This window comes from Streptomyces geranii, from assembly GCF_002954775.1.
Classification (GTDB): Bacteria; Actinomycetota; Actinomycetes; order Streptomycetales; family Streptomycetaceae; genus Streptomyces; species Streptomyces geranii.
In genome coordinates this window covers 210,658-231,668 of sequence record NZ_PJME01000008.1, presented here as the reverse complement: position 1 = coordinate 231,668, position 21,011 = coordinate 210,658, and the positions used below count along the sequence as shown (strand labels likewise).

24 protein-coding genes, 1 tRNA gene and 1 pseudogene are annotated in these 21,011 nt (G+C 65.4%); 13 read left to right on the top strand and 13 right to left on the bottom strand.

Annotation, left to right across the window (positions count from 1 at the left end):
* Window positions 1-3: 3 nt before the first annotated feature.
* Window positions 4-324, bottom strand: a complete 321-nt coding sequence (locus tag CW359_RS45235) for a hypothetical protein (RefSeq protein ID WP_157968538.1) — start codon at window positions 322-324, stop codon at window positions 4-6.
* Between the two features lie 175 nt (window positions 325-499).
* Here CW359_RS45235 and CW359_RS14840 point away from each other — a divergent pair, with 175 nt between their 5' ends.
* Window positions 500-757, top strand: coding sequence for a hypothetical protein (locus tag CW359_RS14840; RefSeq protein WP_105970395.1), 258 nt, complete (start codon window positions 500-502; stop codon window positions 755-757).
* A gap of 147 nt (window positions 758-904) precedes the next feature.
* Here CW359_RS14840 and CW359_RS14835 read toward each other — a convergent pair whose 3' ends face one another.
* Entirely contained in the window at window positions 905-1,915 is a 1,011-nt protein-coding gene (locus tag CW359_RS14835) for a GDP-mannose 4,6-dehydratase (protein WP_105970394.1), read from the bottom strand.
* Between the two features lie 113 nt (window positions 1,916-2,028).
* Between CW359_RS14835 and CW359_RS44890 the strand changes: the two genes are divergently transcribed.
* A complete protein-coding gene (locus tag CW359_RS44890; protein ID WP_107503110.1) occupies window positions 2,029-3,027 on the top strand; it encodes a hypothetical protein in 999 nt (332 codons plus the stop codon).
* Window positions 3,024-3,806, top strand: coding sequence for a nucleotidyltransferase family protein (locus CW359_RS14825; RefSeq protein ID WP_157968537.1), 783 nt, complete (start codon window positions 3,024-3,026; stop codon window positions 3,804-3,806). Before CW359_RS44890 ends, CW359_RS14825 begins: the two co-directional genes overlap by 4 nt.
* On the opposite strand, the gene CW359_RS14820 is transcribed toward CW359_RS14825, so the two are convergent.
* From CW359_RS14820 to CW359_RS14815, 3 genes are all read right to left on the bottom strand, one after another.
* Window positions 3,760-4,437: a replication-relaxation family protein gene (locus tag CW359_RS14820; RefSeq protein WP_105970391.1), complete on the bottom strand. Its 678-nt coding sequence runs from the start codon at window positions 4,435-4,437 to the stop codon at window positions 3,760-3,762. The two genes, CW359_RS14825 and CW359_RS14820, sit on opposite strands and share 47 nt — an antisense overlap.
* A gap of 195 nt (window positions 4,438-4,632) precedes the next feature.
* The gene (locus CW359_RS45230; RefSeq protein WP_157968536.1) at window positions 4,633-4,959 is read right to left on the bottom strand and encodes a hypothetical protein; all 327 of its coding nucleotides are present in this window, start codon (window positions 4,957-4,959) and stop codon (window positions 4,633-4,635) included.
* A gap of 211 nt (window positions 4,960-5,170) precedes the next feature.
* On the bottom strand, window positions 5,171-6,760 hold the full coding sequence (locus tag CW359_RS14815; protein ID WP_105970390.1) for a recombinase family protein: 1,590 nt from the start codon (window positions 6,758-6,760) through the stop codon (window positions 5,171-5,173).
* A gap of 48 nt (window positions 6,761-6,808) precedes the next feature.
* On the opposite strand from CW359_RS14815, the pseudogene CW359_RS14810 reads away from it, so the two are divergent.
* The 3 genes and pseudogenes from CW359_RS14810 to CW359_RS47100 form a co-directional block, all read left to right on the top strand.
* Window positions 6,809-7,321, top strand: a pseudogene (locus CW359_RS14810) (HhH-GPD-type base excision DNA repair protein); the annotation flags it as partial.
* A gap of 84 nt (window positions 7,322-7,405) precedes the next feature.
* The gene (locus tag CW359_RS14805) at window positions 7,406-7,744 is read left to right on the top strand and encodes a hypothetical protein (RefSeq protein ID WP_105970389.1); all 339 of its coding nucleotides are present in this window, start codon (window positions 7,406-7,408) and stop codon (window positions 7,742-7,744) included.
* 54 nt (window positions 7,745-7,798) lie between these two features.
* On the top strand, window positions 7,799-7,930 hold the full coding sequence (locus tag CW359_RS47100) for a hypothetical protein (RefSeq protein ID WP_269805592.1): 132 nt from the start codon (window positions 7,799-7,801) through the stop codon (window positions 7,928-7,930).
* 48 nt (window positions 7,931-7,978) lie between these two features.
* Here CW359_RS47100 and CW359_RS14800 read toward each other — a convergent pair whose 3' ends face one another.
* Complete coding sequence (locus tag CW359_RS14800) at window positions 7,979-9,622, bottom strand: helicase HerA-like domain-containing protein (protein ID WP_105970388.1); 1,644 nt, start codon at window positions 9,620-9,622, stop codon at window positions 7,979-7,981.
* A gap of 104 nt (window positions 9,623-9,726) precedes the next feature.
* Here CW359_RS14800 and CW359_RS14795 point away from each other — a divergent pair, with 104 nt between their 5' ends.
* The gene (locus CW359_RS14795; protein ID WP_003999914.1) at window positions 9,727-10,023 is read left to right on the top strand and encodes a type II toxin-antitoxin system VapB family antitoxin; all 297 of its coding nucleotides are present in this window, start codon (window positions 9,727-9,729) and stop codon (window positions 10,021-10,023) included.
* A 122-nt stretch (window positions 10,024-10,145) separates the two neighbouring features.
* Window positions 10,146-10,793, top strand: coding sequence for a LytR C-terminal domain-containing protein (locus tag CW359_RS14790; RefSeq protein WP_157968535.1), 648 nt, complete (start codon window positions 10,146-10,148; stop codon window positions 10,791-10,793).
* A gap of 79 nt (window positions 10,794-10,872) precedes the next feature.
* Here the strand turns inward: CW359_RS14790 and upp are convergent, their stop codons facing one another.
* A complete protein-coding gene (gene upp, locus CW359_RS14785) occupies window positions 10,873-11,508 on the bottom strand; it encodes a uracil phosphoribosyltransferase (protein WP_105970386.1) in 636 nt (211 codons plus the stop codon).
* Between the two features lie 115 nt (window positions 11,509-11,623).
* Between upp and CW359_RS14780 the strand changes: the two genes are divergently transcribed.
* The 5 genes from CW359_RS14780 (at window position 11,624) to CW359_RS14760 (ending at window position 14,180) form a co-directional block, all read left to right on the top strand.
* The gene (locus CW359_RS14780) at window positions 11,624-11,806 is read left to right on the top strand and encodes a hypothetical protein (protein ID WP_105970385.1); all 183 of its coding nucleotides are present in this window, start codon (window positions 11,624-11,626) and stop codon (window positions 11,804-11,806) included.
* 262 nt (window positions 11,807-12,068) lie between these two features.
* Window positions 12,069-12,626: a tRNA adenosine deaminase-associated protein gene (locus tag CW359_RS14775; protein ID WP_105970384.1), complete on the top strand. Its 558-nt coding sequence runs from the start codon at window positions 12,069-12,071 to the stop codon at window positions 12,624-12,626.
* Window positions 12,627-12,688: 62 nt separating this feature from the next.
* Window positions 12,689-13,159 carry a tRNA adenosine(34) deaminase TadA gene (tadA, locus tag CW359_RS14770; RefSeq protein WP_105970383.1) on the top strand — a complete coding sequence of 157 codons (471 nt, stop codon included), beginning with the start codon at window positions 12,689-12,691 and terminating at the stop codon, window positions 13,157-13,159.
* Window positions 13,160-13,222: 63 nt separating this feature from the next.
* A tRNA-Ser gene (locus CW359_RS14765) sits at window positions 13,223-13,307 on the top strand.
* A 162-nt stretch (window positions 13,308-13,469) separates the two neighbouring features.
* Window positions 13,470-14,180, top strand: coding sequence for a DUF4145 domain-containing protein (locus CW359_RS14760; protein WP_232838394.1), 711 nt, complete (start codon window positions 13,470-13,472; stop codon window positions 14,178-14,180).
* Window positions 14,181-14,226: 46 nt separating this feature from the next.
* Here CW359_RS14760 and CW359_RS14755 read toward each other — a convergent pair whose 3' ends face one another.
* The 6 genes from CW359_RS14755 to traB form a co-directional block, all read right to left on the bottom strand.
* Window positions 14,227-15,507 carry a tyrosine-type recombinase/integrase gene (locus CW359_RS14755; RefSeq protein ID WP_105970381.1) on the bottom strand — a complete coding sequence of 427 codons (1,281 nt, stop codon included), beginning with the start codon at window positions 15,505-15,507 and terminating at the stop codon, window positions 14,227-14,229.
* Window positions 15,508-15,516: 9 nt separating this feature from the next.
* Window positions 15,517-15,750 carry a helix-turn-helix domain-containing protein gene (locus CW359_RS14750; RefSeq protein ID WP_105970380.1) on the bottom strand — a complete coding sequence of 78 codons (234 nt, stop codon included), beginning with the start codon at window positions 15,748-15,750 and terminating at the stop codon, window positions 15,517-15,519.
* A 196-nt stretch (window positions 15,751-15,946) separates the two neighbouring features.
* On the bottom strand, window positions 15,947-17,113 hold the full coding sequence (locus tag CW359_RS14745) for a DUF3631 domain-containing protein (protein ID WP_105970379.1): 1,167 nt from the start codon (window positions 17,111-17,113) through the stop codon (window positions 15,947-15,949).
* 346 nt (window positions 17,114-17,459) lie between these two features.
* Window positions 17,460-18,377, bottom strand: coding sequence for a bifunctional DNA primase/polymerase (locus CW359_RS14735; protein WP_105970378.1), 918 nt, complete (start codon window positions 18,375-18,377; stop codon window positions 17,460-17,462).
* An 88-nt stretch (window positions 18,378-18,465) separates the two neighbouring features.
* Window positions 18,466-18,777: a hypothetical protein gene (locus CW359_RS14730; protein WP_105970377.1), complete on the bottom strand. Its 312-nt coding sequence runs from the start codon at window positions 18,775-18,777 to the stop codon at window positions 18,466-18,468.
* Between the two features lie 200 nt (window positions 18,778-18,977).
* The gene (gene traB, locus CW359_RS14725; protein WP_105970461.1) at window positions 18,978-20,984 is read right to left on the bottom strand and encodes a plasmid transfer protein TraB; all 2,007 of its coding nucleotides are present in this window, start codon (window positions 20,982-20,984) and stop codon (window positions 18,978-18,980) included.
* Window positions 20,985-21,011 lie beyond the last annotated feature (27 nt).

Genomic DNA, 21,011 nt, shown 5'->3' with positions numbered 1-21,011 from the left:
GGGTCAGGGCCTGTAGGGGTCGTACATGTCGGCCTGGATCTGTGCGGCCTTCCGCAGAAAGTTGCACTGCACCTCAGCGAGCATGTGATTGAGGAGGTCATCTCCTCGGGCCAACTGATGGCGCTGAGAAGTGAGTTGCGCGTTGCGCTCCATGATGCGTCCCGTGACGGCATAAGCGCCGTCAACTTTGAAGACTTCAAGCCGCGCTTCATCGTCGACGACATGCCTCTCTCGTCCAAGACGACTTGCGGGCGCGGGGGTGCTGCCGAAGAACCGGCTCATCCAAGGGATCGCCGGCCGTGAGGTGTTGGTGAGCTCGTTCATCTGTGTGGGCCCGTCTCGGGTGAAGGCTGGATCTACCGTTCGAGGCGTGACCCTAGTGAGATCCGGGTGATCAGTTCAAATCTCGAATGGAGGTTATTTCATCATTGACGCATTAATGGAATGATATTTAAATAGGTGGGCAATTCCATACCCTGCGGATAGAACAGGAGGAGCTATGCTCCCCAACTTCTTTCGACCCCCGGTTGACCTGGAGCAGGTACGACGGGAGCAGAGCGGTTTCCTCGTCGCGCACGCGGCCGAAAGGAAGCAGCAGCTGACAACGCAATACGAAGAGATGCTCGCAGCAGGCATCGGCTCGGATGACCCGACCGGTCAACTGGCGGGGCTCCTCGAAGGAATCCAGCAGACCGCCATCCAGCAGATCGACCGGCACACCGCCGAAGGTCTCCAACGGATCAACGCCGCGTACTAAGCGCGCCTCTCATACCTGCCGTACCTCTCGGAAATGCACGAGCCCGCAACCACCTATGGTTGCGGGCTCTCCCCATTAGAAGACCGCCTGATAAACAAAAGCCCCCGTCCGTAGACAGGGGCTTCGTTCATTCGATGAGTCGGGTTCCTACTGGAACTTCTTCAGGTCTTCGTCAACCATCAACTTCATGAGGTCTTCGAAGCTCATCTTAGGCTCCCAACCAAGTTCCTTCTTGGCTAGTGAGTAGTCACCCTTGAGCTCTTTAATCTCGGTAGGGCGGAAGAACTTCTTGTCAACGACAGTGTGGTCTTCCCAGTTAAGGCCAACGTGCGCAAAGGCTACGCGTAGAGCGTCCTCAACCGAGTAAGCAGTGTTGGTACCAATAACGTAGTCTTTTGGCTCGTCCTGTTGCAGCATGAGCCACATAGCCTCGACGTAATCCTTAGCGTAACCCCAGTCACGCATGTTGCTGATATCACCCATGTGCAACTTGCCGTCGGCACCAATGATTGGCTCGCCGGCCTCGTTGATTGGAGGATGCTCAACATTGTTCTTGATACATGCAACACCAGCTGTGATCTTACGAGTCACAAAGTGCAGTGATCGGCGTGGGCTCTCGTGGTTGAAGAGGATTCCACCACACACGAACATTCCGTATGACTCGCGGTAGTTGCGAATCATCATGTGGGCGTAAGCCTTAGCGATACCGTATGGGTTGTTCGCATCGATCGGAGTTGACTCGGTAGCTGATTCAGCTTCGATGTTACCGAGGATCTCGCGACTGGTTGCCTGGTAGACACGAGCATTTGGGGCGAACTGACGAACTGCCTCAAAGACACGTACTGGTCCGAGGGCCGTTACTTCACCTGTATACATGGCGTGCGTCCAGCTGTCGGCTGGCACAGACTGAGCAGCGATGTTGTAAACCTCGTCTGGCTGACATTCTTTAACCACAGTTTCGAGGCTCACTGAGTCGATAAGGTCAGCAGCCCTAATAATAATTTTTCCGTAGAGATGAGCGATATTCTCGTGGTGGAAGCTTGTGCTTCTTCGAATAGTTCCCCATACTTCATAACCCTTTTCGAGCAATAAGTCTGCAAGGTATGAACCATCCTGGGAAGAAACACCGATAATCAAGGCTTTCTTTTTCTGCGTCATAAGTAGGTCCGTTTAAATAGTGTACATATGTAATGTAACACCTCTCGTAGTGCCGATCAACACTCGACATTTCGCCTATTGATAATCGGCAAGCCGTGTTAATCTCTATATTTATGGAAAGCAAGAAAATTTCTACAGGGGTTAATGGAGTTGGCAGATTTGGCCTACATCTTCTGCAATATTGGATCGAGAACTACGAACACTCTCGCTTCTCAATTGATTATATAAACGATGACTATCTTTCGCTGGATGAACTGAATACAGCCGTACAGAGTGACAGGTACCTTCGGCTCAAGTCGCACGTGTCTACAACGGATCAGGCGCTCATCGTGCAGCTGCCCGATGGAAGTACCAAAATCATTCCGTACACGAACGTCGAGTACGACCAGATTCCTTGGCTCGGCAAACCAGCGCTCTTCTTAGAGTGCTCTGGCAAGCAGACGCGAAAGGAAGGTTGGAACGAGACGCTTACGGGTGACACAAAACATGTCATTGTGTCGGCGACTTCTTGGACGGCGGATCAGATCCTCGTCTATGGCTTCAACCATGAAGAGTTTGCCCGAGATAAGCACGGGGCTATTTCCTACGGCTCGTGCACGGTCAACGCCTATGTTCCACTGGCTCAGCTGCTACACGAGCAGTACGGCGTTCTGGATAGCGACGTTAACGTCATCCACAACGTGCCCGTTCGACAGCTGGAGTCATTCGACACAATCGAGCGGCGAGAATGCACCCTGGAACTTGTTGCGCCGCATCTCTTGGACTTCCTTGATGCGAGCAACTTCCTAGTGAACTACAGCCTTGTTCCATACGCCGGTGTGTCTCTCATTGACTACCGATTCAGGCTCAAGGCTGGTGATTCCGAGGAGAGCATCAAGGCGTTCATACGAGATGCGATCAAGGCCGGAAGCCTAAGACGTCTCTACGGCCTTGTAGCGACCGACAACGGGCCCGAAGAGCATAAGTTCACCTCTCACTCTGCTGTGTTGGTGGAGCCTTCCATAAGGCGCGTAGGCGAGAATCTATATCTGTCGGCCTACTTCGACAACGAGAACTCGGTAAACCGCTACTTCGATCTCACCAACTACCTTACAAGAAGGACCACTGCGTGAACGGCTTGGTAGACGTCGTTCTTCTCTGTGGAGGTAAGGGCACTCGGTTCCATGAAGTAACGAAGGACGCGATCCCCAAGTCGCTCTACAAGCTTGATGACCTTGAGCTCATCAGGTTCACGCTAGACGTATTGGACTTCTCGGCTATCAACAGCCTGGTATTTGCGATCGACCATCACGCGGACGCCATCAGAGACTGGGTCGCAGAGCAGAAGATTCCCTGCCCGGTTCACTTTTCAGAGCAGACTGAACCCGGAGTTCTGGGCGCAGTAAAGGCCGCCCTCAAGCTCGTGACGCAGGAGAGCTTCATCGTATGCAACACCGATGAAACCCGAGACGGCATGGTCATGGGGGACCTTCTGGCCCAACATGCTTCCGCTCCTCAGAAAGGAGCCACGATGACCACCACGCGTTCTGATCGCCTCTATCAGCATCGGGTCATCACCACCGATGAAGACGGAACTATCTTGGCGACCGAACTGAAGGGTGAAAGATTCAAGACGCGCGAAACCGAAGTAGGACAGATCAACGTCGGCTTCATCGTCTTCCGCAGGGATGCAGTGGATCTCTTCGACACGGAGTACGGCCACGACTGGAGCAGCATGATTAACCCCCTGGTAGACAAGGGGCTCATGAGGGCGGCTCACAACCCTGATATCCGCTACTTCAATGTAGGAACGGCGCAGGAGCTAGCGCAGGCGCTTTCGTACTTGGCGACCCAAGTAGAGACGATCACGCCTGAAACCCCGCCCCAAACCCCGCAGCCAGCTTCACACTAAAAATCTCTCGACAATCCCCCAGCCGGCCAAGCACCCGAGATAGCTCGGACTTACGCCACTCGTCCGGCACCAGGAAGAGGACATACGGGAACGGGTTACGTAGTCCCTTGTAGAACGCCTCGATGTACGCAGCGCACTTCTCCGCAATGATCCGCGGCTTCTCGCTGCCTCGGTCGACCTCGATGGCATAGCTCATCTTCATGCGCTGCTGGACAAGCCCAATCTCGACGGTCATGTCTGGCCGAGCGCTCCCGATGGACTGTTCTAGTTCTGTATGCAGGATCTGGATAGCTCCCGCTCTCTCTGCGGTGAGCAGTTCGACGTAGGCATCTGCCACTTCCAGTGCGTGCAGGTTAACCGCTCGATATGGCCGGTACTTCCCTTCACGCTGGAGAAGCCACCAACCACGCGGCCCGAGTTGGTAGGCATATGAACCGGCACCACCCTGCGGGCCCGCTGCACGTCGACCAATTCGTCTCAGTGCTTCCAGCCGAACCAGCCGGGCCATGGTTCTATCCACCGGGGTTCCGGTTGTGTCTGGAAAAACCATGGATGCAATGTGGGAAGAGGTGAGTTGGTAGAACCGTCCGACCAGCCGGACGACCTCCATGTCCCTCGTAGATAGGTTCATTCAGGAGACCTCCTTTCTGAAGGTAGTTGTGCCCGTCCTCTGGGCGGCAACCACCCTGGTAAACGCCGGTAGAGGCGTAGGAGTCACCACACACTTGACCTACGGGGTTCGCACACACCCCGAGGGCTGAGAGACGTCCGTGTCTCGCACTACCACGGAGGTAGCGAGAGACACGGACTGCGTGGTGACTACGCCTCATCCGCCGTTTACTCGTGAACCGGGGCGACGCCCGCGAGTGCCGCGAGCCTGGCCCAGCAGTTCTGCCATGTTGTCCTTAGGTGCAAGCGCGTCGAAGTCGTCGCGCAACATGTGAACCATTTCCGTGTCGTTTGACCCGGGACGCTTCACTTCGACAATGACGATTGTGTCGTTGTCCTTGAGGCCCTTGATTTCGTCCGGCGTGACGTCGAACTGGGCGGGCTTCTCAAGTCCCGGGTAACGGCGGACGGTGAGCGTGGCGAAATCTGATTCAGCGCCTTCGACGCCGGACAGATCGCTGACGCGTCGTGTCACGTATGCCATGCCGACCAACTCCCTTCGATATTCTGTTTGGTGGTCTTGGCTGTTATAATTAAGCAATAAGTAACTGAGTTTTTGATGAGATCTAGCGGCAGAGAGAATCCGGGCAAGCAACAGAGCCCCAAGAAAAAGAAGAAAGCGCCAGCCACGAAGGCCGACGCTTCTTCTGAGGCTTGGGTCGCCTCACAACTCAAGAACGCACCCGCTCTTACCCCTAAGCAGCGGAAGCGTATTGAGAAGATTCTTGCCGATAGACCACCTGAAGCCTAGTCTCATCGAATCGGTTTCCTCCCTTGGTCGCAGAGTTCAAGATGACGACCTCGAAGTTCTCTGCGCAGATGTCTCGCTGCTGCTCAACTTCTAGGGTGGGCCATGCTTCGACGAGGTTCGGTCGTCGAGACCGCGTCACCTTGCGCAGGTAGGCCGCCCGCTCTTTGGTGAGCTTTGTGATCTCCACTTCCAGCTTTCGCACCTCAGGCCAGATGTATGAACCCATATCCGGGTTCTCTTTGAACTGAGCGAGTAGACCAGCCTTGGATGCCTCCAGGGCCGTAAGCTCCTCCGTTTTAGGCCAGTTGGCAGGTGGGACGGACAGTTCTTCTTGTTCGAGACGTGCCAGAACAAGCGCGGTGATCAGCTTGTCGATCGCCCTTCCAGAACCCGTGACCCTCCGGCAGCCGTCACACACATACTCGTGACTGTTCTTCGCCTTGGCATTACCGCGCAGCTTGCTACCACAGTTGCCGCAACGGATGATGCCCGAGCACATGTACTTGAGCTTTCCGGTGTACTCACCAGCACCAGGACGATCCGGCCCCGTCAAGAGCTCGACGACGGCACGCCAAGTCTTCTCATCAAGAAGAGCCTCGTACTGTGCCTTGATCGGGTTGCCTTCTGTGTCTCGTGCGTAGCGCTCGTGAAACGGCAGGTTCTGGGGGCCGTGCACGCGCCACCCGACCATGCGGGGCGACGTAATCATGTGGATGAAGGTTGAGCGCACCCAGAAGTTTCCTCGTGGGGTTTGAACACCTTTCTTCTCCCACCGCTTCAGCACGGTGTTGACGTTGACGCCATCCAACAAGTCGCGCGCTGCGTCGACAACGAGCTTCTTCTCTTCGGGGTCGGCGGTGCGCTTGTCTGCCTTCCAACCGAACGGGCGAGTGCCGCCAACAGGGATGCCCTCACGAGCCATCGCGTTGTGGATGTTCTTAACGCGGCGGGAAGTTGCAGCCGACTGTTTACCGGCCATCGTCACCATGACGCGGGCCATATCTCGGCCGTTCTCACTCAGCAGGTCGAGCGTGCCCGTGATGTCGATGATCGGGCAGTTGAAGAACTCCACCGTTTCAATGGCGTCTTCAAGGTGCCTGTTGTCGCGGGTCAGGCGGTCGACGTCGTAGACGATGGCACCTTGAATCTCAGTGCGCGGCATGTAGCCGTTGAGCGGCGTGAAGAACTTGGGGTTGGTGCTGCTCTTCTTGAGGTCGCTCAACATCCCCTCGAAGACGGGACGGATGACCCGATACGCATACGAGCCGTCGGGCTGCGTGATGCGCTTCTTCTTCCATGCAGAGGTGTGGGGTTCGTCGTACGTCCCGATGTAGATGCCGCCGCGCGACTCGACGTACTCGCGGCACAACCGCTCTTGTTCCTCGCGGTTGTTGATGTCAGCGCCAGTGAGGGGGACTTCCGGCCGCTCACGGTCGGGGTTGATCTCGAAGGACAACCGAACCAGACCGGCAAACTTGAGGCCGGTGAAATCGCCACGGTGGGCACGCTGGATGATATTCGGTTGTGACTGCATGGAGTGATCTCCTGTTACTTATTGTAACATTGATCACCTCGTTTCCAAATGTTCTGCGACCAGCAAGTGCCGATGGAATGGGCCTTCAAAGGACCGGCGACGATCGCGCGACGCCTCGGCGCCGACGACCTCGACGCGCACGAGATCGCCGCGTACGACCCCGAGGCCTTCGCCGCGCTCCTCTCCGACAAGCCGGCCGTGCACCGCTACCCGGGGTCGATGGCAAAGCGGATCCAGCAGCTCTGCCAGTACCTCGTCGAGCACTACGACGGTGACGCGGAGGGCGTCTGGCGGGACGCGGCGACCGGCCAGGAGCTGCTCAAGCGCCTCTCCGACCTGCCCGGCTTCGGCAAGCAGAAGGCCCAGATCTTCCTGGCCCTCCTCGGCAAGCAGCTCGGCGTGCGGCCCACGGGCTGGCGCGAGGCGGCCGGCGCGTACGGCGAGGCGAAGTCCTTCCGTTCCGTCGCCGACATCACCGGGCCGGAGTCCCTCGTCAAGGTCCGGGCGCACAAGCAGGAGATGAAGGCGGCGGCGAAGGCGGCGAAGGCCGTCGGCAAGTAGCGCCGAGTAACGGCACGTACGCCGAGCGGGCGGTTCTCCCCGCCGATGCGATGAACGACGTACTCCGCACGGGACACACACCCCGTGAGCCCCGTCGCACCGCAGGCCCTCGGTCACGCCCGTCGGCGTGGCTGGCTGCGGGCGTTCGTCCTGCTGCTCGCCCTGTCCATGCCGGGCGGGCACGCGGGCGCGCGAGCGGTGCCCGTCTCCGTCGCGGCGGCCGAGAGCGGTTCGGCGGTCTTCGAGTACGACGTCCTGGACAGCGTGCTGCGGCCGGTGACGCGGGGCGCCGGCCGTTCCGTCGTACCGCTGCGACCCGTGCCCGCCCCGGTCCCGGGGCCCGCCGCGCGGCCCCTGCCCACCCACACACCGCCCGCCGCTCCTTCCCTCCGCGCCCCGCGCTCGGTGGTCCTGCGCTGCTGACAGGCCCGGCTCCCCCGGTCCATCAGTCAGTCACACGGGACAAGGAACACCGACATGGCGATCGACCCCTACGCGCTCCTGCGCGCCCTCCTGCGCGCCGAGGCCGTACGCAACGCACCCAAGGTGCAATCACCGCAGGTCAAGACGGCCGAGCCGCAGCGGCCCGCGAAGGACGCGGGCCACTGACCGGGCGGCGGGGGCGGGGTTCCCCAGGAGCCTCGGTAGCTACGGGAGCTACCGCCTCCGCCGTGCCGTCCCGAAGAGGGAACGGGTGATCTCGCGGCCGATCTGGGTGCCCAGGGAGCGCGCGAGCGACTTGAACATGCCGCTGCCCACCACCTGTTGGACGAGGGAAGGGTCCTCCTCGGGTGCCTTCGGCGTGGCCCTCAGCTCGTCCGGGCCCTTCGCTCCGCCGGCTCCCCCCGAAGGCTTCGGTGCCGTCAGCTTCTCGTACGCCGACTCCCTGTCCACAGCCTGTGCGTAACGCGCGTACAGGCCCGACGACCTGACCGCCCCGTCCAGAGCCGTGGCGTCCACCGGGCCCATCAGGGACTCGGGGGCGCGCAGGCGGGTCGCGGCAACGGGTGTCGGGGCCCCCTTCTCGCTGAGCACCGTGACCACGGCCTCGCCCGTGCCGAGGCCGGTGAGGAGTTCCTCCAGGTCGTACGCCGAGTTCGGGAACGTCTTCACCGTGGCCTTGAGGGCCTTCTGGTCGTCGGGGGTGAAGGCGCGCAGCGCGTGCTGGATGCGGTTGCCGAGCTGGGCGAGGACGTCGGCGGGTACGTCCTTCGGGGTCTGCGTCACGAAGAAGACGCCGACCCCTTTCGAGCGAATCAGCCGGACGGTCTGTGTGATCGCGTCCAGGAAGGCTTTGGAGGCGTCGTTGAAGAGCAGATGCGCCTCGTCGAAGAAGAAGACGAGCTTGGGCTTGTCGGCGTCGCCGACCTCCGGGAGGTCGTGGAAGAGGTCGGCCAGCAGCCACATCAGGAAGGTCGAGAACAGTTGCGGCCGGTCCTGTACGGCGGGCAGTTCGAGCAGCGAGACCAGGCCCCGGCCGTCCGGCGCCGTGCGCAGCAGCTCGGCCGTGTCGAACTCGGGCTCGCCGAAGAAGTCCGCCATGCCCTGCGCCTCGAAGGCGGTGAGGGAACGGAGGATCACCCCGGCCGTGGCCGTCGAGAGTCCGCCGATGCCCTTCAGTTCCGCCTTGCCCTCGTCGGAGGCGAGGAAGGCGACGACGGCTCGCAGGTCCTTGAGGTCGACCAGCTCAAGCCCCTTCTGGTCGGCGTAGTGGAAGACCAGGCCGAGCGACTGCTCCTGGGTCTGGTTGAGCTGCAGCACCTTCGACAGCAGCACCGGGCCGAAGCTGGTGATGGTCGCCCGGACCGGGATGCCGTGGCCGAGGCCGCCGAGGGCGTAGAACTCGGCGGGGAAGCCGGTCGCCGTCCACCGCTGGTGCACCTCGGCGGCACGGGCGGTGACCCTGTCGTTCACCGCCCCCGGCGCCGAGATCCCGGAGACGTCGCCCTTCACATCGGCCAGGAAAACGGGCACACCCTGTGCGCTGAGCTGCTCGGCGATCAGCTGGAGCGTCTTGGTCTTGCCGGTGCCGGTGGCCCCCGCGACCAGTCCGTGCCGGTTGAGCATGGGGAGGGGGATGCGGATCTGGGCGTCCGGGAGGCACGTCCCGTCCCAGAGGAGGGCGCCCAGATCGAGGGCCGGGCCGGTGAAGGCGTATCCGGAAGCAATCTCCAGGGCCTGCTGGGGGAGTGCGGGGGCGCTCCCCGGCGCACGGGGTGGTGACGTGGGCGCGTTTGCCGGTGGCAAAGGCTCGGTCACGGCCTCCGTGGTGGCCGAAGGCGCGGTCTCGCTGTCGCTCATGTCGGACCCCTATTCCGGTTTGCCCCGCTTTACGGCATCTTTTCCAGCGTCGCACTCCGTCTCCATGGCTGCGCCCGGAACGTCTGGACCGGTAGGCTTTCCGTGTGATCTTCAAGCGCATCGGAAACGGCCGGCCGTACCCCGACCACGGCCGGGAAAGCACCCGGCAGTGGGCGGACGTCGCGCCGCGCCCGGTCCGCCTCGATCAGCTCGTGACGACCAAGGGCCAGCTCGACCTGGAAACCCTGCTCGCCGAGGACTCCACGTTCTACGGCGACCTCTTCGCGCACGTCGTGAAGTGGCAGGGCGACCTGTATCTGGAGGACGGTCTGCACCGCGCGGTCAGGGCGGCCCTCCAGCAACGCCAGGTGCTGCACGCGCGCGTGCTGGAACTGGACTGACGTCCGGCTCTCCGCCCCGTCACCCCTGTTTCACCGGCCTTATTGGCCCTTTCGGGTACTACCCGGGCCAGGTCAATGATCATTTAGTAGGCATCACCGTCCGGGCGCACTACGCTGCGCCCATGAGCATGCTGACTCCCCCCGGAATGGGCGGCCAGTACCGCATCACGGGGGACAAGTACCCGCGGATGCGCCGACCCCGGGGACGCCGCAGAGTCGTGCTCGGACTCGTGGCCTCCGTCGCCGCCCTCGGCCTGATCGGCTGGGGCACCTTGCAGCTCATCGACGTCTTCACCGGCGGCGGCAGCAAGGCCACGGCCGCGGGCCCGAAGTCGGACTGCGCCACGAAGGCGACCCCTTCGCCGACACCGGCGGCCCCGAAGACACTCCTCAAGCCCGGCCAGATCACCGTCAACGTCCTGAACGCCACGCCCCGCAGCGGGCTCGCCAAGCAGGCGGCGGACGAGCTGAAGAAGCGCGGCTTCCGCATCGGCGACATCGGCAACGCGACCAAGGCCTACGACAAGAAGATCGCCGGCACCGGAATAGTGCTCGGCGCGAAGTCGGCCGCCCGGGCCGCGCTGCCCGTGCTCGGCACTCAGCTCGCGGGCGCCCAGCTGAAGACGGACGCGCGGGCGTCGGCCACCGAGGTCGACCTGCTCATCGGCACGAAGTTCACGGCGCTGACGAACAAGCCGGAGGCCGATCAGGCCTTGGCCGCGCTGGCCAACCCGGCACCGACGCCCTCCGGCACCCCGAAGGGCTGCTGAATCTCGTATCCCTGACCGGTACCGGAGTACTTCTCGGGGACTGGCACCGGAGTGCTACTCCGCGACCGGTACCGGAGTGCTACTCGGCCGCGCCGTACAGGCGGTCGCCCGCGTCTCCGAGGCCCGGGACGATGTAGCCGTGCTCGTTGAGGCGCTCGTCGACCGACGCCGTCACGACCGTCACCGGGGTGCCCGCCAGCTCGCGCTCCATGACCTCGACGCCCTCCGGGGCGGCCAGCAGGACCACGGCCGTCACGTCGTCGGCGCCGCGCTTGATCAGCTCCTGAATCGCCGCGACCAGGGTGCCGCCGGTGGCGAGCATCGGGTCGAGGACGTACACCTGACGCCCGGAGAGGTCCTCCGGCATGCGGGTGGCGTACGTCGACGCCTGGAGCGTCTCCTCGTCGCGCACCATGCCCATGAAGCCCACCTCGGCGGTCGGCAGCAGCCGGACCATGCCGTCCAGCATGCCGAGCCCGGCCCGCAGGATCGGCACGACGAGCGGGCGCGGGTAGGACAGCTTGACGCCCGTGGTCGAGGAGACCGGCGTCGTGATGTCGACCTGTTCGGTGCGCACGTCGCGCGTGGCCTCGTAGGCGAGGAGGGTGACCAGCTCGTCGGCGAGACGGCGGAAGGTCGCGGAGTCGGTGCGCTGGTCGCGCAGGGTGGTGAGCTTGTGGGCGACCAGAGGGTGGTCGACGACGTGAAGACGCATGGCACTAACAGTAGCCGTGGTCCTGCGCGACGGCTCTGCTCCCCGATCACCCTTCCGCTGGCATCAAACCGCCCGACGGAGGGAAAGTGGGAGGGATGGATTGGGGGTGCCACCCATGCCTGACCGGGAACACCAGGACCGGAGGCCGTCGGAGACCGAGGCCGAGCGGCGTCGGCGCCGCGCCGTCTTCCTGCGCGAGCTGACCGAGGCACGCGAGTTGCGCGACCGTGTCCAGCCCCGCCGCGCCAAGGCCGCCCGGCTCCGCCACGCCATGCGTATGCGTACGTTCCGCTGGTAGTAGGCGCGTTGAGGGGGTGGCCGTGCGGAGGCGGCCAGGGAAGCCGGTTACGATCCGCTGGTGGCGGCAGCGAGAGCGTGCTGAACGGCTCGGCCGACAAGAGGTCGAAAGAGCCGGACACAGGGTGCCGAAGACGTCCCCTGAACGCTCCGTTTCTGCCACGATTCCGAGTGGGTGGGGCTCGGCGCACAGCGTTCCCCACCCATAGCCTCCGCCGGGGGGACCCCCAACCGGCACGCCTAGGACCAGTGGGAGAGTCACGGTGTACTTCGCCGCACTGCTCGCGCGCACCGAAGACGGGTGGGAAGCGAGCGACACAGAGCTCGACGATGTGGAAACCCTGTCGGACCTGGCCGAACTGGCCCGTGAAGCCTCCCCGGAGGACGACACGGTGCTGGTGCTCATCGAGCAGGAGGACGCCTGGTTCGGCGTCGTCCGCATCGACGGCGAGGACGACCCCCGGATCTACGTCTCGGACGCCGCCGCCGCCGCCCGTAGCTCGTACGGCGAGATCCTGCTCACGGACGAGCTGCTCGGCCGTGATCCGGACGACGACGAGACAGACCTGGACGCCCTCGACCTCGACGGCACCGAGGACGGTGAGTCGGACTCCGGTCCGGCCGCCGGCTCCGGTGCCGACGACGACGAGGACGACGACACCTCCGCCGAGGCCGTACCGCACGGCCCCGTCGGCGACCCCGAGATCCTCGACGACCTCGGGGTCGGCCAGAAGGAACTGCGCGCCCTGGACGCCGACGACGCGCTGGGCGCGATCGCCGAGGCCCTGGGAGCGTCGGAGGTCCTGGAGACGGTGCGCTGAGCGAACAGGGCCCGACCGACGAAGGGCCGCCCGACCCCGTACGCGATCCGTGGCGGGCCGCGATGCGGCTCGCCCTGGCCGAGGCCGGGCGGGCCGTCCGGGGCGGTGACGTCCCCGTCGGCGCCGTCGTCCTGGCCGCCGACGGTACGACCGTCCTCGCGAGCGGGCACAACGAGCGCGAGGCGACGGGCGATCCGACCGCGCACGCCGAGGTCCTCGCGATCCGGCGGGCGGCGGCGGACCTCGGGGAGTGGCGGCTGTCCGGCTGCACGCTCGTCGTGACGCTGGAACCCTGCACGATGTGCGCGGGCGCCCTCGTGCAGTCCCGGGTCGACCGGGTCGTCTACGGCGCCCGCGACGAGAAGGCGGGCGCGGCCGGCTCCCTCTGGGACGTCGTACGCGACCGCCGCCTCAACCACCGCCCCGAGGTGATCGGAGACGTCCTCCCGGACGACTGCGCCCGCCTCCTGACCGACTTCTTCCGCAACTCCCCCCGGACCTCTTCCGGCGACTCCCACAGACCCGACCGCTGACCTCCGCTTGCACCACGAAAACGGATTTCGGAGCACGCCACACCGTGCTGTAAGGTCTGTCTCGGTAGCGTGTCCGAGCGGCCGAAGGAGCTCGCCTCGAAAGCGAGTGTGGCGCAAGTCACCGAGGGTTCAAATCCCTCCGCTACCGCAGGTAGAAGAGGCGCCCGGCTCATCAAGTCGGGCGCCTCTTCGGCTTCCGTCTCAGTTTCCGTCTCAGTTGACCAGCCGGGACCCTTGTCGGAGTCCTTCGAGACGAGACGCCTAGCAAAAACCGGTGACGCTTGGGTCGGCCTGCAGATACGGTCCTTCCGTGACGAACCGCTTCGCCAAGCTAGACGGCTACGATCCCCTACACAGCACTGTCGGCGGAGAGTGCCCGCACTGCCTCTGCCATACGACGCTCACCGTCATCTCACACTCAAAGCTGCGCGGTAGCGACCTTGAGCCTACGGACGGCAAAGGGGCCAGGTGTCTGATGACTCTGCTGTGCAACTGGTGCTCGAAGGAAAGCGTCTACCTCCGCCTTGTCACCATTAAGAAGACGCCGGTGTCAGGAGGCACCCGCGATTTCTACACCACTTTCGACACCGAACAGGTCTGGCCTGTCAGGACGCCCCGCGAGCTAGCTCCGGAGGCACCAGAGACCGTCCGGGAAGTCTTCGCGGAAGCAGCACTAGCAGAAGCCGCAGGTGCGTTCCGTCTCGCTGGCATCGGATACCGGGCGACTGTGGAACAGATCGTCAAGGAACGAGGCGCCGTCGGCAACAACTTGTACGAGCGCATCACCGGGCTGAAGAACCTTGGCGCTACCGAGGAAATCGTGGAGGCCTTCCACGAGGCCCGATTCGTTGGGAACGACGCGGCTCACGATGCCCTCGCCTACTCCACCGAAGAGATCGCAGACATCGCCGAGCTCATCAACGAAGCGGTGCTCGTGCTGTACGTTCAACCCGCTCAGCGGGCCAAAATGGCAGCGCAGCGGGCCGCGCGGCGCACGGCGGCCAAGTCGCCAACGCCGTAGCCCGGAGATCCGGGCGGGGGCAGGCAGAAAGCCTGCCCCCGATGTTTCAGTGGGCTGGTACGAGGGTCCCGGAGAGACCGTCGTCATCGTCGTCCGGCGCGTCTACGTCCGGCTTCCAGATAAGCCCGTCGACCTGACGGGCAACGTCGGTGCGCACGGAGTCCACCATGTGTTGGTACCGTGCGGCCATGGCCGTGGTCGACCATCCCATGAGCCCCATGACAGCCCGCTCGGAGACTCCGAGGATCAGCAGGACAGTGGCGGCTGTGTGCCGAGCGTCGTGCAGCCGGCCGTCTCGCACCTTCGCGTCGCTGAGCAACTCCTTCCAGTCGTCATAGTCCGTGCGGGGCGACGTGCCCCGACCGGTCGACGTCGCGAAGAGCCAGCCCTCTTCCGTCCAGTCGTCCCCGGCTCCCGCTCGTTCCACGGCCTGCTTGGTCTGGTGGGTCCGGAGCAAGTCAACAAGCTGTGCGGGCAGTCCGACCGATCGCCGTCCCGCGCGAGACTTCGTGTCTGCTGTCTCCGGATTGGTCCGCTGACGCTGAGGGCAGTACCCGGCCTTCCTGCCGCAGGTGTCGCCGCATCCGTGGGCGTAGCGCGGTCGACGTCGACTCCGACGGACCATCAGGACACCCCGAGCGAGGTCCACATCCGCCCACTTGAGTCCGAGCGCTTCGCCCTGTCGGAGTCCGAGGGCGAGCGCCACGGCCCACCGTGCGGAGTTCCGGCGGTCGTCCGCCGTGCGCAACAGCCGCTGAACCTCTTCGACGGTGTAGGGCTCCACTTCCTCTTCGCTGAGGCGAGGCGCCTTGGCGAGTTGGACGGGGTTCCGGGCGAGGTGACCGCGCCGTACCGCCTCGTTCAGCGCGGTCCGGAAGGTGCGGTGGATCTGGTGAATCGTTCCGGCTCTACGTCCGTTGGCCTGCATCTTCCCGTAGAAGTGCTCGATGTGTTCCGGCTTGAGCTTGTCGAGCCGGTGGGCACCGAGCGCGGGAATCAGGTGCTTCCGCACTGCGACCCCGTAGCCAACCATCGTGTTCTCGTTGACGGCGAGCGGGGCGATGTTCTCCACCCAGTGAGTCAGCCATGTCTTGACCGTCCAGGGGCGACCAGCCTTGCGGATGGTCTTGGCGTCACGTTCCCGCTCCAAATCGCGGACAGCGGCCGTCACTTCGGCGCGGGTCTTGCGTTCAACGTGGCGGCGATCAGGCGTACCGTCGTCGCGAATGCCGACGGTGACACGGCCGTGCCACTTGCCGTCCTTGCCCAGGTAGATGGATGAGCGGCCGTTGGGCTGTCGAGTGCGCTTGCTCTTGTCTTCTGCCATGCGTACTCCTCAGGCTGCGGCGGCGATGGCGGAGCGCTGCCTCTTGCGGCGGCGGGTGACGAACTCGGGTACGGCGTCGGCGGGGACCCTGCGGAGGTGGCCGACGGTGATGGACTCCAGTTCTCCGGAGCGGATGAGCCGGTAACAGACGGTTCGGCCGACTCGGAGGCGGCGGGCAGCCTCTTCGACGGTCAGCAGCACGAGGGTGGGGTCGAATGCGTCGGCGGCGTGGGCCGTGTCCATTCGCGTGATGCTCCTTCGGCTTCTTGGCCGGGGCATGGGGCTGCGCCCCGTTCTGGAAAGTCCGCTACCTGCGCTACCTCCGCTTCCGTGCAGGTCAGAGCCCCGTCGGGGGTAGCGGAGAGGGGTAGCGGTAGCGGATGGAGTAGCGAGAGGTAGCGGGTCGCGGGGGTGCGACCCGCTACCGTGTTTGTGCTGGTCAGAGCGTGTTTTCGCCGTCCGGTAGCGGGAGTAGCGGACTTTCCGGGGGCGGGGGGCAGTAGCGCTGCCACGCGTCATGCAGATCGGTGGCGTAGTAGCCCTTAAGCACGCTCCCGGCGGTCTTGATGTTCCGGGAGGCCACGGGGTCGCCATCTGCGGTGACGTACTCCCCGAGCATCCGGGAGAGGCGGCGGTTGTCGAGGGGCTTGCCGTTGAGGTCCGCCCACGGGGCGTCGTCGAGGGCGTTGAGCCGGTCGAGGATGGCGACGGTGGGCAGGCGGTCGATGCCGATCATCACGTGGTCGCGCAGGTCGGTGAGGAGGCGGATGCCGATGCTGCCCTTGTCGTTGACCTGCGATGCCTTGACCAGCGCGACGCAGGCTTCGCGGGCCCGCTTGGGCCAGTCCCCGCCGGCCGCATCGGCGATGGCGATCAGGGGTTCCCACACGTCCGCCGGCCGGTCGGCCACGCCTTCGGGCATCTCCGGGAAGGCGTCCGTGACCCGCTCCTGAATGGCTTCCGCCCACTTCGCGAGGCGGTCACGGAGGTGGTTGCCTTCCCGTACGTGGATGCGGGTGCGGAACTGTTCCACGGTCTCGTTGCGGGCTCGGCGGCGCATGCGGATGATGACCGAGCGGGTCATGATCGTGTCGGGCAGTGCCCCGAGTCCGGCGACGGCGACCGCGCAGTACGAGGGGAAGCCCTGTACCTGTTGGTTGGAGCCATCTCCGACGCACCGGTACATCACGCGGCCCCGGGTGTGACCTGCGTTGATGAACCCCCGGAGCTGTTCGTTCTCTCCTGCCTTCGGTCCGAAGATCGTGTCGATTTCGTCGAACAGGATCGTCGGGCGTCCGCCGTCCACACCGGACACCGACCGGAAGAGGGCGGCGGCGGAGGCGTCCACGGCGGCCATGGAGCGCGGTACGAGGGTTTCGACGACTTCCAGGGCCCGTGACTTCCCCGAGCCCGGCTCCGGGGAGAGGAACGCCAGACGGGGAGTGGAGTCGAAGGCGTCGAGGAGGTGGGCGTGGGCGTCCCAGAGGGTGACGGCGACGTAGGCGGCTTCGCGGGGGAAGACGTTGAAGCGGCGGTGGAACGCTTCGACCTCGTTGAGCAGGGCCGCGCCGTCGATGGGCGGCGGCGGAGTGTCGGTGGTGGTCATGCGGCGTTCCTCCCTTCCTGAGGGGTGCGGAGGGGGCAGGTGTCGCGGTGAGCGTTGTGGTCGGCGGCCAGGGCGCACACGTCGTCGTGGCCGACGGCGCTGCGGTCACGGCCGCACTCGCACGTCGACCTGGCCGTCGGGGTCCCCCGGCGCGGCATGGTGATGTGCAACCACGCGATCGGGTACCGGCCGTCGCCGCGTGGCGGGTTGGGGCGAAGAGCTGAAAGGACGCCTTCGGCGACGTCCCTTCGGGCGCCATCGCCTGGCGGAAGTACGGCCGGTGTGGCGGCGCGCGGGCGCGCTGTGGCGGCGGGTTGGCCTTCCAAGGGGTTGCTGGGTGGGGGGTTCATGCCGCGTCCCGGGGGCGGGCTTTGCGCAGGGAGCTGTCCAGGGCGCTGCGGATCGTGGCGCGGCACTCCGCAGCGGTGAGTCCGTGCGCCTCTCCTGCCGCTTGGAAGGCGTCTTCCACCACGTGGCGGGGGATGTCGCCCCACGCGACGAATCGCCCCACCTTGAAGGCGGACCGGTTGAGCGTGATGTTGCGCTGCGATTCCGGGGCGGCGGACACGATCGCGCACTCGGCTTCCAGCGCGGCCAGGGCGGCGCTGCTGCCGCTGACTGCCGGGAGCCTGAGCGGTCCGGCCGGCCGGGCGGGAGCGGGTTGGAGCAGGCGCAGCAGCCATGCGGGCAGCGCGGCCACGGCCGCGTCGTCGACGACTTCGTACGGTCCGGTGGGGGTGGTGCTGCCGGCGGCGACGACGTAGCCGCCCCACGCGCGGGTGTCGACCAACGGGGCGAGACTGCCGGCGGTGTTGGCCAGCCGGACGCCGGGCGGGGCAGTGAAGTACAGGTGGGATCCGCCGCTCGCGGTCCGCACTCGGTAGGTGGTGGGCACGGGCTGTCCGGCGCGCTCGCAGAGCGCCGCAAAGGTCGTCGCGCCGTCAGGCGCGTCCGCACTGCCCTTCCCGTTCTTGCCGTTGGGCTTGGGCATGTCCAGGTCGACGACGACCAGGTTCGAGGGGCCGGTCGCGATGGCGACGTTCGCCGCGCCGGTCTCCCAGCAGATGCGGATGCGCTCGGGGTCGGTGCTGGCCCGCTGCTCCCACTTCCGGTGTCCGTTCACGCAGTCGCCGGTCTGCTGGCAGCGGTCGGCGCCGTGCAGGGCGGGGTGCTTGCTGTTCGGGCGCAGCGGGAAGACGTGCCAGCCGCGTCCGGCGGCGGCCAATGCCGCGCGCAGCAATGCGGCATGGGGGTCATGGGTCATGCTGGAGACCTCCAACAGGTCTGTAGCGGACTGGTTGGCCGGGGCGACCGCGTGTCTTTGGCGAGAGGTGCGGTCGCCCCGGGCGTAGCTAGTGGGTCTTGGCGCGGGCGAGTTTGAGGGTGATGCCGCCGATACCGATCGGCCCGGTGGCACCGGCGATGACGGTCCACGCGTGGGCGGCGGCATCGAGCAGCGCGCAGAGGGCAGCAATCAGCCCCCAGCAACCGAGGGCGGCGGCGCCGGCGACGGCGAACGGAATCAGGACGCGTCGCCACGGGATGCCGCTGTGGTCGGTGGTCTGAACGACGATCACGAGCGGGGCGCCGGTGGCTTCTGCGCGGCGCCAGTCGTCGGCGGGGATGTGCGGGGCGATGATCCCCGGCGGGTCGCGGTGGGTCACGGACACTCCCTTCGGCGAGGCTGGACCGGTAGACCGGTCCAGTCTGATCAAGAGGCAGACCCGCGCCGAGGTAGCACAGGCCCGAGAACGTGCGGGTGTCAGACGCGGGTGTCAGGGGTGTCAGCGGGTGGTGTCAGGAGTGCGTGACACCGCGTCTGCCTAGGGGTTTGGGTGTCAGGGCGCTGTGACGGTGTCAGGCGTCAGGCGGGTGTCAGGGCGGGGACGATCCGCCACCGGCCGGTCTGGTTTGTGGGCTCCAACCGGCCCTCCTCGTACGCGTCCTTCAACCGTGCGGACACCCACGGGCGGGAGAGGCCGTGCCGGTCGCACCAGTCCATGAAGTCCTTCGGCCCGACGACCATGCGGCCCTCGTTCTCGAACTGGGTGAGCGCGTCCGCGAACAGCCGCCGTGCCTCTGCGGGGGACGGCTTGTGTCCGGTGTCCTGTCCGAACAGCGGGGTGTCGTCGCCGTCTTCGGGGTCGGGGAGTTCGGCGTCCGGGTCGATGTCGACGTCTTCCGGGTCGACCAGCAGCCCGTACTCCATGTCGTCGTCCCCCTCCTCGGCAGCGGCGCCCGCCGTCGACTGGTCGTCGGTGTCGTTGCGGGTGGTGTAGGCGCGTCCGGCGACACCGGCCGCAGCGCGGTCGGTGATCGGGTCGGGGGTGGCGCCGTTGCGCTGTGCCCAGGTGGCGAGCAGCTCCATGACGGGCACCGCCCGGTGGCCGAAGGCGCGGGTGCGGCCCGGGGAGGGGTAGCGGGACTCGTCGATACCGGGGGAGACGACGTAGCAGTAACCGGGTCGTCGGTTGCCCCACGCCCCGGGGTGCGCGCCGGCGTCGATGACCGTCTCCGGCAGGCTGAACCCCTCGTCGCGCGGGTCGCAGCCGAGCGCGATCACGGACGGCAGCGAGGCCCGCGTGCTGGTGGACATCTGGTCGTACGACGGCCGCTGAAGCGACACGATCAGCGAGATACCGGCGGACCGAGCTTCCTGCGCAATGCCGGTGAAGACGTCGTCCCCGAGGGCGCGCAGGGTGTTGGCGGCTTCCTCCATCCAGGCGACCAGGTAGGGCATGCCCGTGCAGCCGCACGCCGTGCCGTTCGACCGGCAGGAGTGCTTGGGGTCGTTCTGCTGCTGGACGCATTCAGGGGTCCACTGCCGGTAGTGGTGGGCACCGAGCCAGCTCGTGCGGGCGGGAATGGCGGCCTTGAGGGCTTCCACCATGATCTCCGTCGGCGCCCCGCCCTCAACGGCCCAGTCGATGCCGGGCAGCAGGGGCCTAAAGTCCTGGAAGGACTTCGGGTCCGACAACCACAGCACCACATCCCGCCGGGACAAGATCTCGGTCTGGACGTTCAGGGCGGTGTCGCCCTTGCCGGACCCCGTCCCGCCCGCGATCAGGATATGCGTGCCGTTCCGCTTGGCCTCCGGGTCACCCGGAAGCCACAGGTAGATGGGGGCGCCGTCGTCGTAGCGTCCGATGACCAGCGGTTCCGCGATCGAACCCCCCAGGTTCGACGGCCCCTCCCACTCGACGACTTCGGCGAGCATGTCTTCGGGGACGATGACGAGTTCGCCGCGCCGTGCGGAGCCGGGGTCGGGCAGGTAGCGCACGGCCGACGTCGGCAGATCCAGGGCGGACGCGAGCCTAGACAGGCTCTTGGTGACGTCCTCGTTCGTCTGCTCCCCCGGCTCCAACGCCACCGACGCGGTGACCCGGTTGGGTTCCACCTTCGCCGCGCCGATCTGCGCGCGGGCCAGCCCGACCTTCGCCAACAGCCCCTTGTCGGAGCCTTCGCCGGCGGGGTCGTCGTTGCGGCGCAGGACCATGCGCACGTTCCACGTAAGCGCCAGCACCGGCCCACCGATCAGGTACAGATCATCGATCGGCCCGGCGGTCGGCCCGGCCAGGCACGCGGCCGTCAGCCACGCGGACCCCGCCGCCACCGTGATCGCGGAGTGCAGGCGGCGCTGCTGGCTGGTCGACTTGCCGATAGCCCAGGTGGCGCCGGTCAGTACGACGGAAGCGAGAGTGAGGCCAACGCCGGCGGCGGCGCTCTCGCCCCACCGCCAGTTCCCCAGCGCGCCCGTGATGCCGACACCGGCGACCCCGAGCCACGGGGGAAGGTGCGGCTTGGCCCGGTTGAGGAGGTAGGCGCCGACACCGCCCCCACCGCCGCGTGAGTCGAGGGTGTAGCCGTGCATGCTGCTGTCGTCGGAGTAGGTCATGCG

Coding starts and splice junctions, on each gene's coding strand:
- tadA (WP_105970383.1), top strand. CDS start 12,689: ATGCGGCTCGCCCTGGCCGAGGCCGGGCGGGCCGTCCGGGGCGGTGAC.
- CW359_RS14840 (WP_105970395.1), top strand. CDS start 500: ATGCTCCCCAACTTCTTTCGACCCCCGGTTGACCTGGAGCAGGTACGA.
- CW359_RS14820 (WP_105970391.1), bottom strand. CDS start 4,437: ATGAACCTATCTACGAGGGACATGGAGGTCGTCCGGCTGGTCGGACGG.
- CW359_RS14800 (WP_105970388.1), bottom strand. CDS start 9,622: ATGAGCGACAGCGAGACCGCGCCTTCGGCCACCACGGAGGCCGTGACC.
- CW359_RS14780 (WP_105970385.1), top strand. CDS start 11,624: ATGCCTGACCGGGAACACCAGGACCGGAGGCCGTCGGAGACCGAGGCC.
- CW359_RS14750 (WP_105970380.1), bottom strand. CDS start 15,750: ATGGACACGGCCCACGCCGCCGACGCATTCGACCCCACCCTCGTGCTG.
- CW359_RS14735 (WP_105970378.1), bottom strand. CDS start 18,377: ATGACCCATGACCCCCATGCCGCATTGCTGCGCGCGGCATTGGCCGCC.
- CW359_RS44890 (WP_107503110.1), top strand. CDS start 2,029: ATGGAAAGCAAGAAAATTTCTACAGGGGTTAATGGAGTTGGCAGATTT.
- CW359_RS45235 (WP_157968538.1), bottom strand. CDS start 324: ATGAACGAGCTCACCAACACCTCACGGCCGGCGATCCCTTGGATGAGC.
- CW359_RS47100 (WP_269805592.1), top strand. CDS start 7,799: ATGGCGATCGACCCCTACGCGCTCCTGCGCGCCCTCCTGCGCGCCGAG.
- CW359_RS14815 (WP_105970390.1), bottom strand. CDS start 6,760: ATGCAGTCACAACCGAATATCATCCAGCGTGCCCACCGTGGCGATTTC.
- upp (WP_105970386.1), bottom strand. CDS start 11,508: ATGCGTCTTCACGTCGTCGACCACCCTCTGGTCGCCCACAAGCTCACC.
- traB (WP_105970461.1), bottom strand. CDS start 20,984: ATGCACGGCTACACCCTCGACTCACGCGGCGGTGGGGGCGGTGTCGGC.
- CW359_RS14835 (WP_105970394.1), bottom strand. CDS start 1,915: ATGACGCAGAAAAAGAAAGCCTTGATTATCGGTGTTTCTTCCCAGGAT.
- CW359_RS14755 (WP_105970381.1), bottom strand. CDS start 15,507: ATGGCAGAAGACAAGAGCAAGCGCACTCGACAGCCCAACGGCCGCTCA.
- CW359_RS45230 (WP_157968536.1), bottom strand. CDS start 4,959: ATGGCATACGTGACACGACGCGTCAGCGATCTGTCCGGCGTCGAAGGC.
- CW359_RS14790 (WP_157968535.1), top strand. CDS start 10,146: ATGAGCATGCTGACTCCCCCCGGAATGGGCGGCCAGTACCGCATCACG.
- CW359_RS14745 (WP_105970379.1), bottom strand. CDS start 17,113: ATGACCACCACCGACACTCCGCCGCCGCCCATCGACGGCGCGGCCCTG.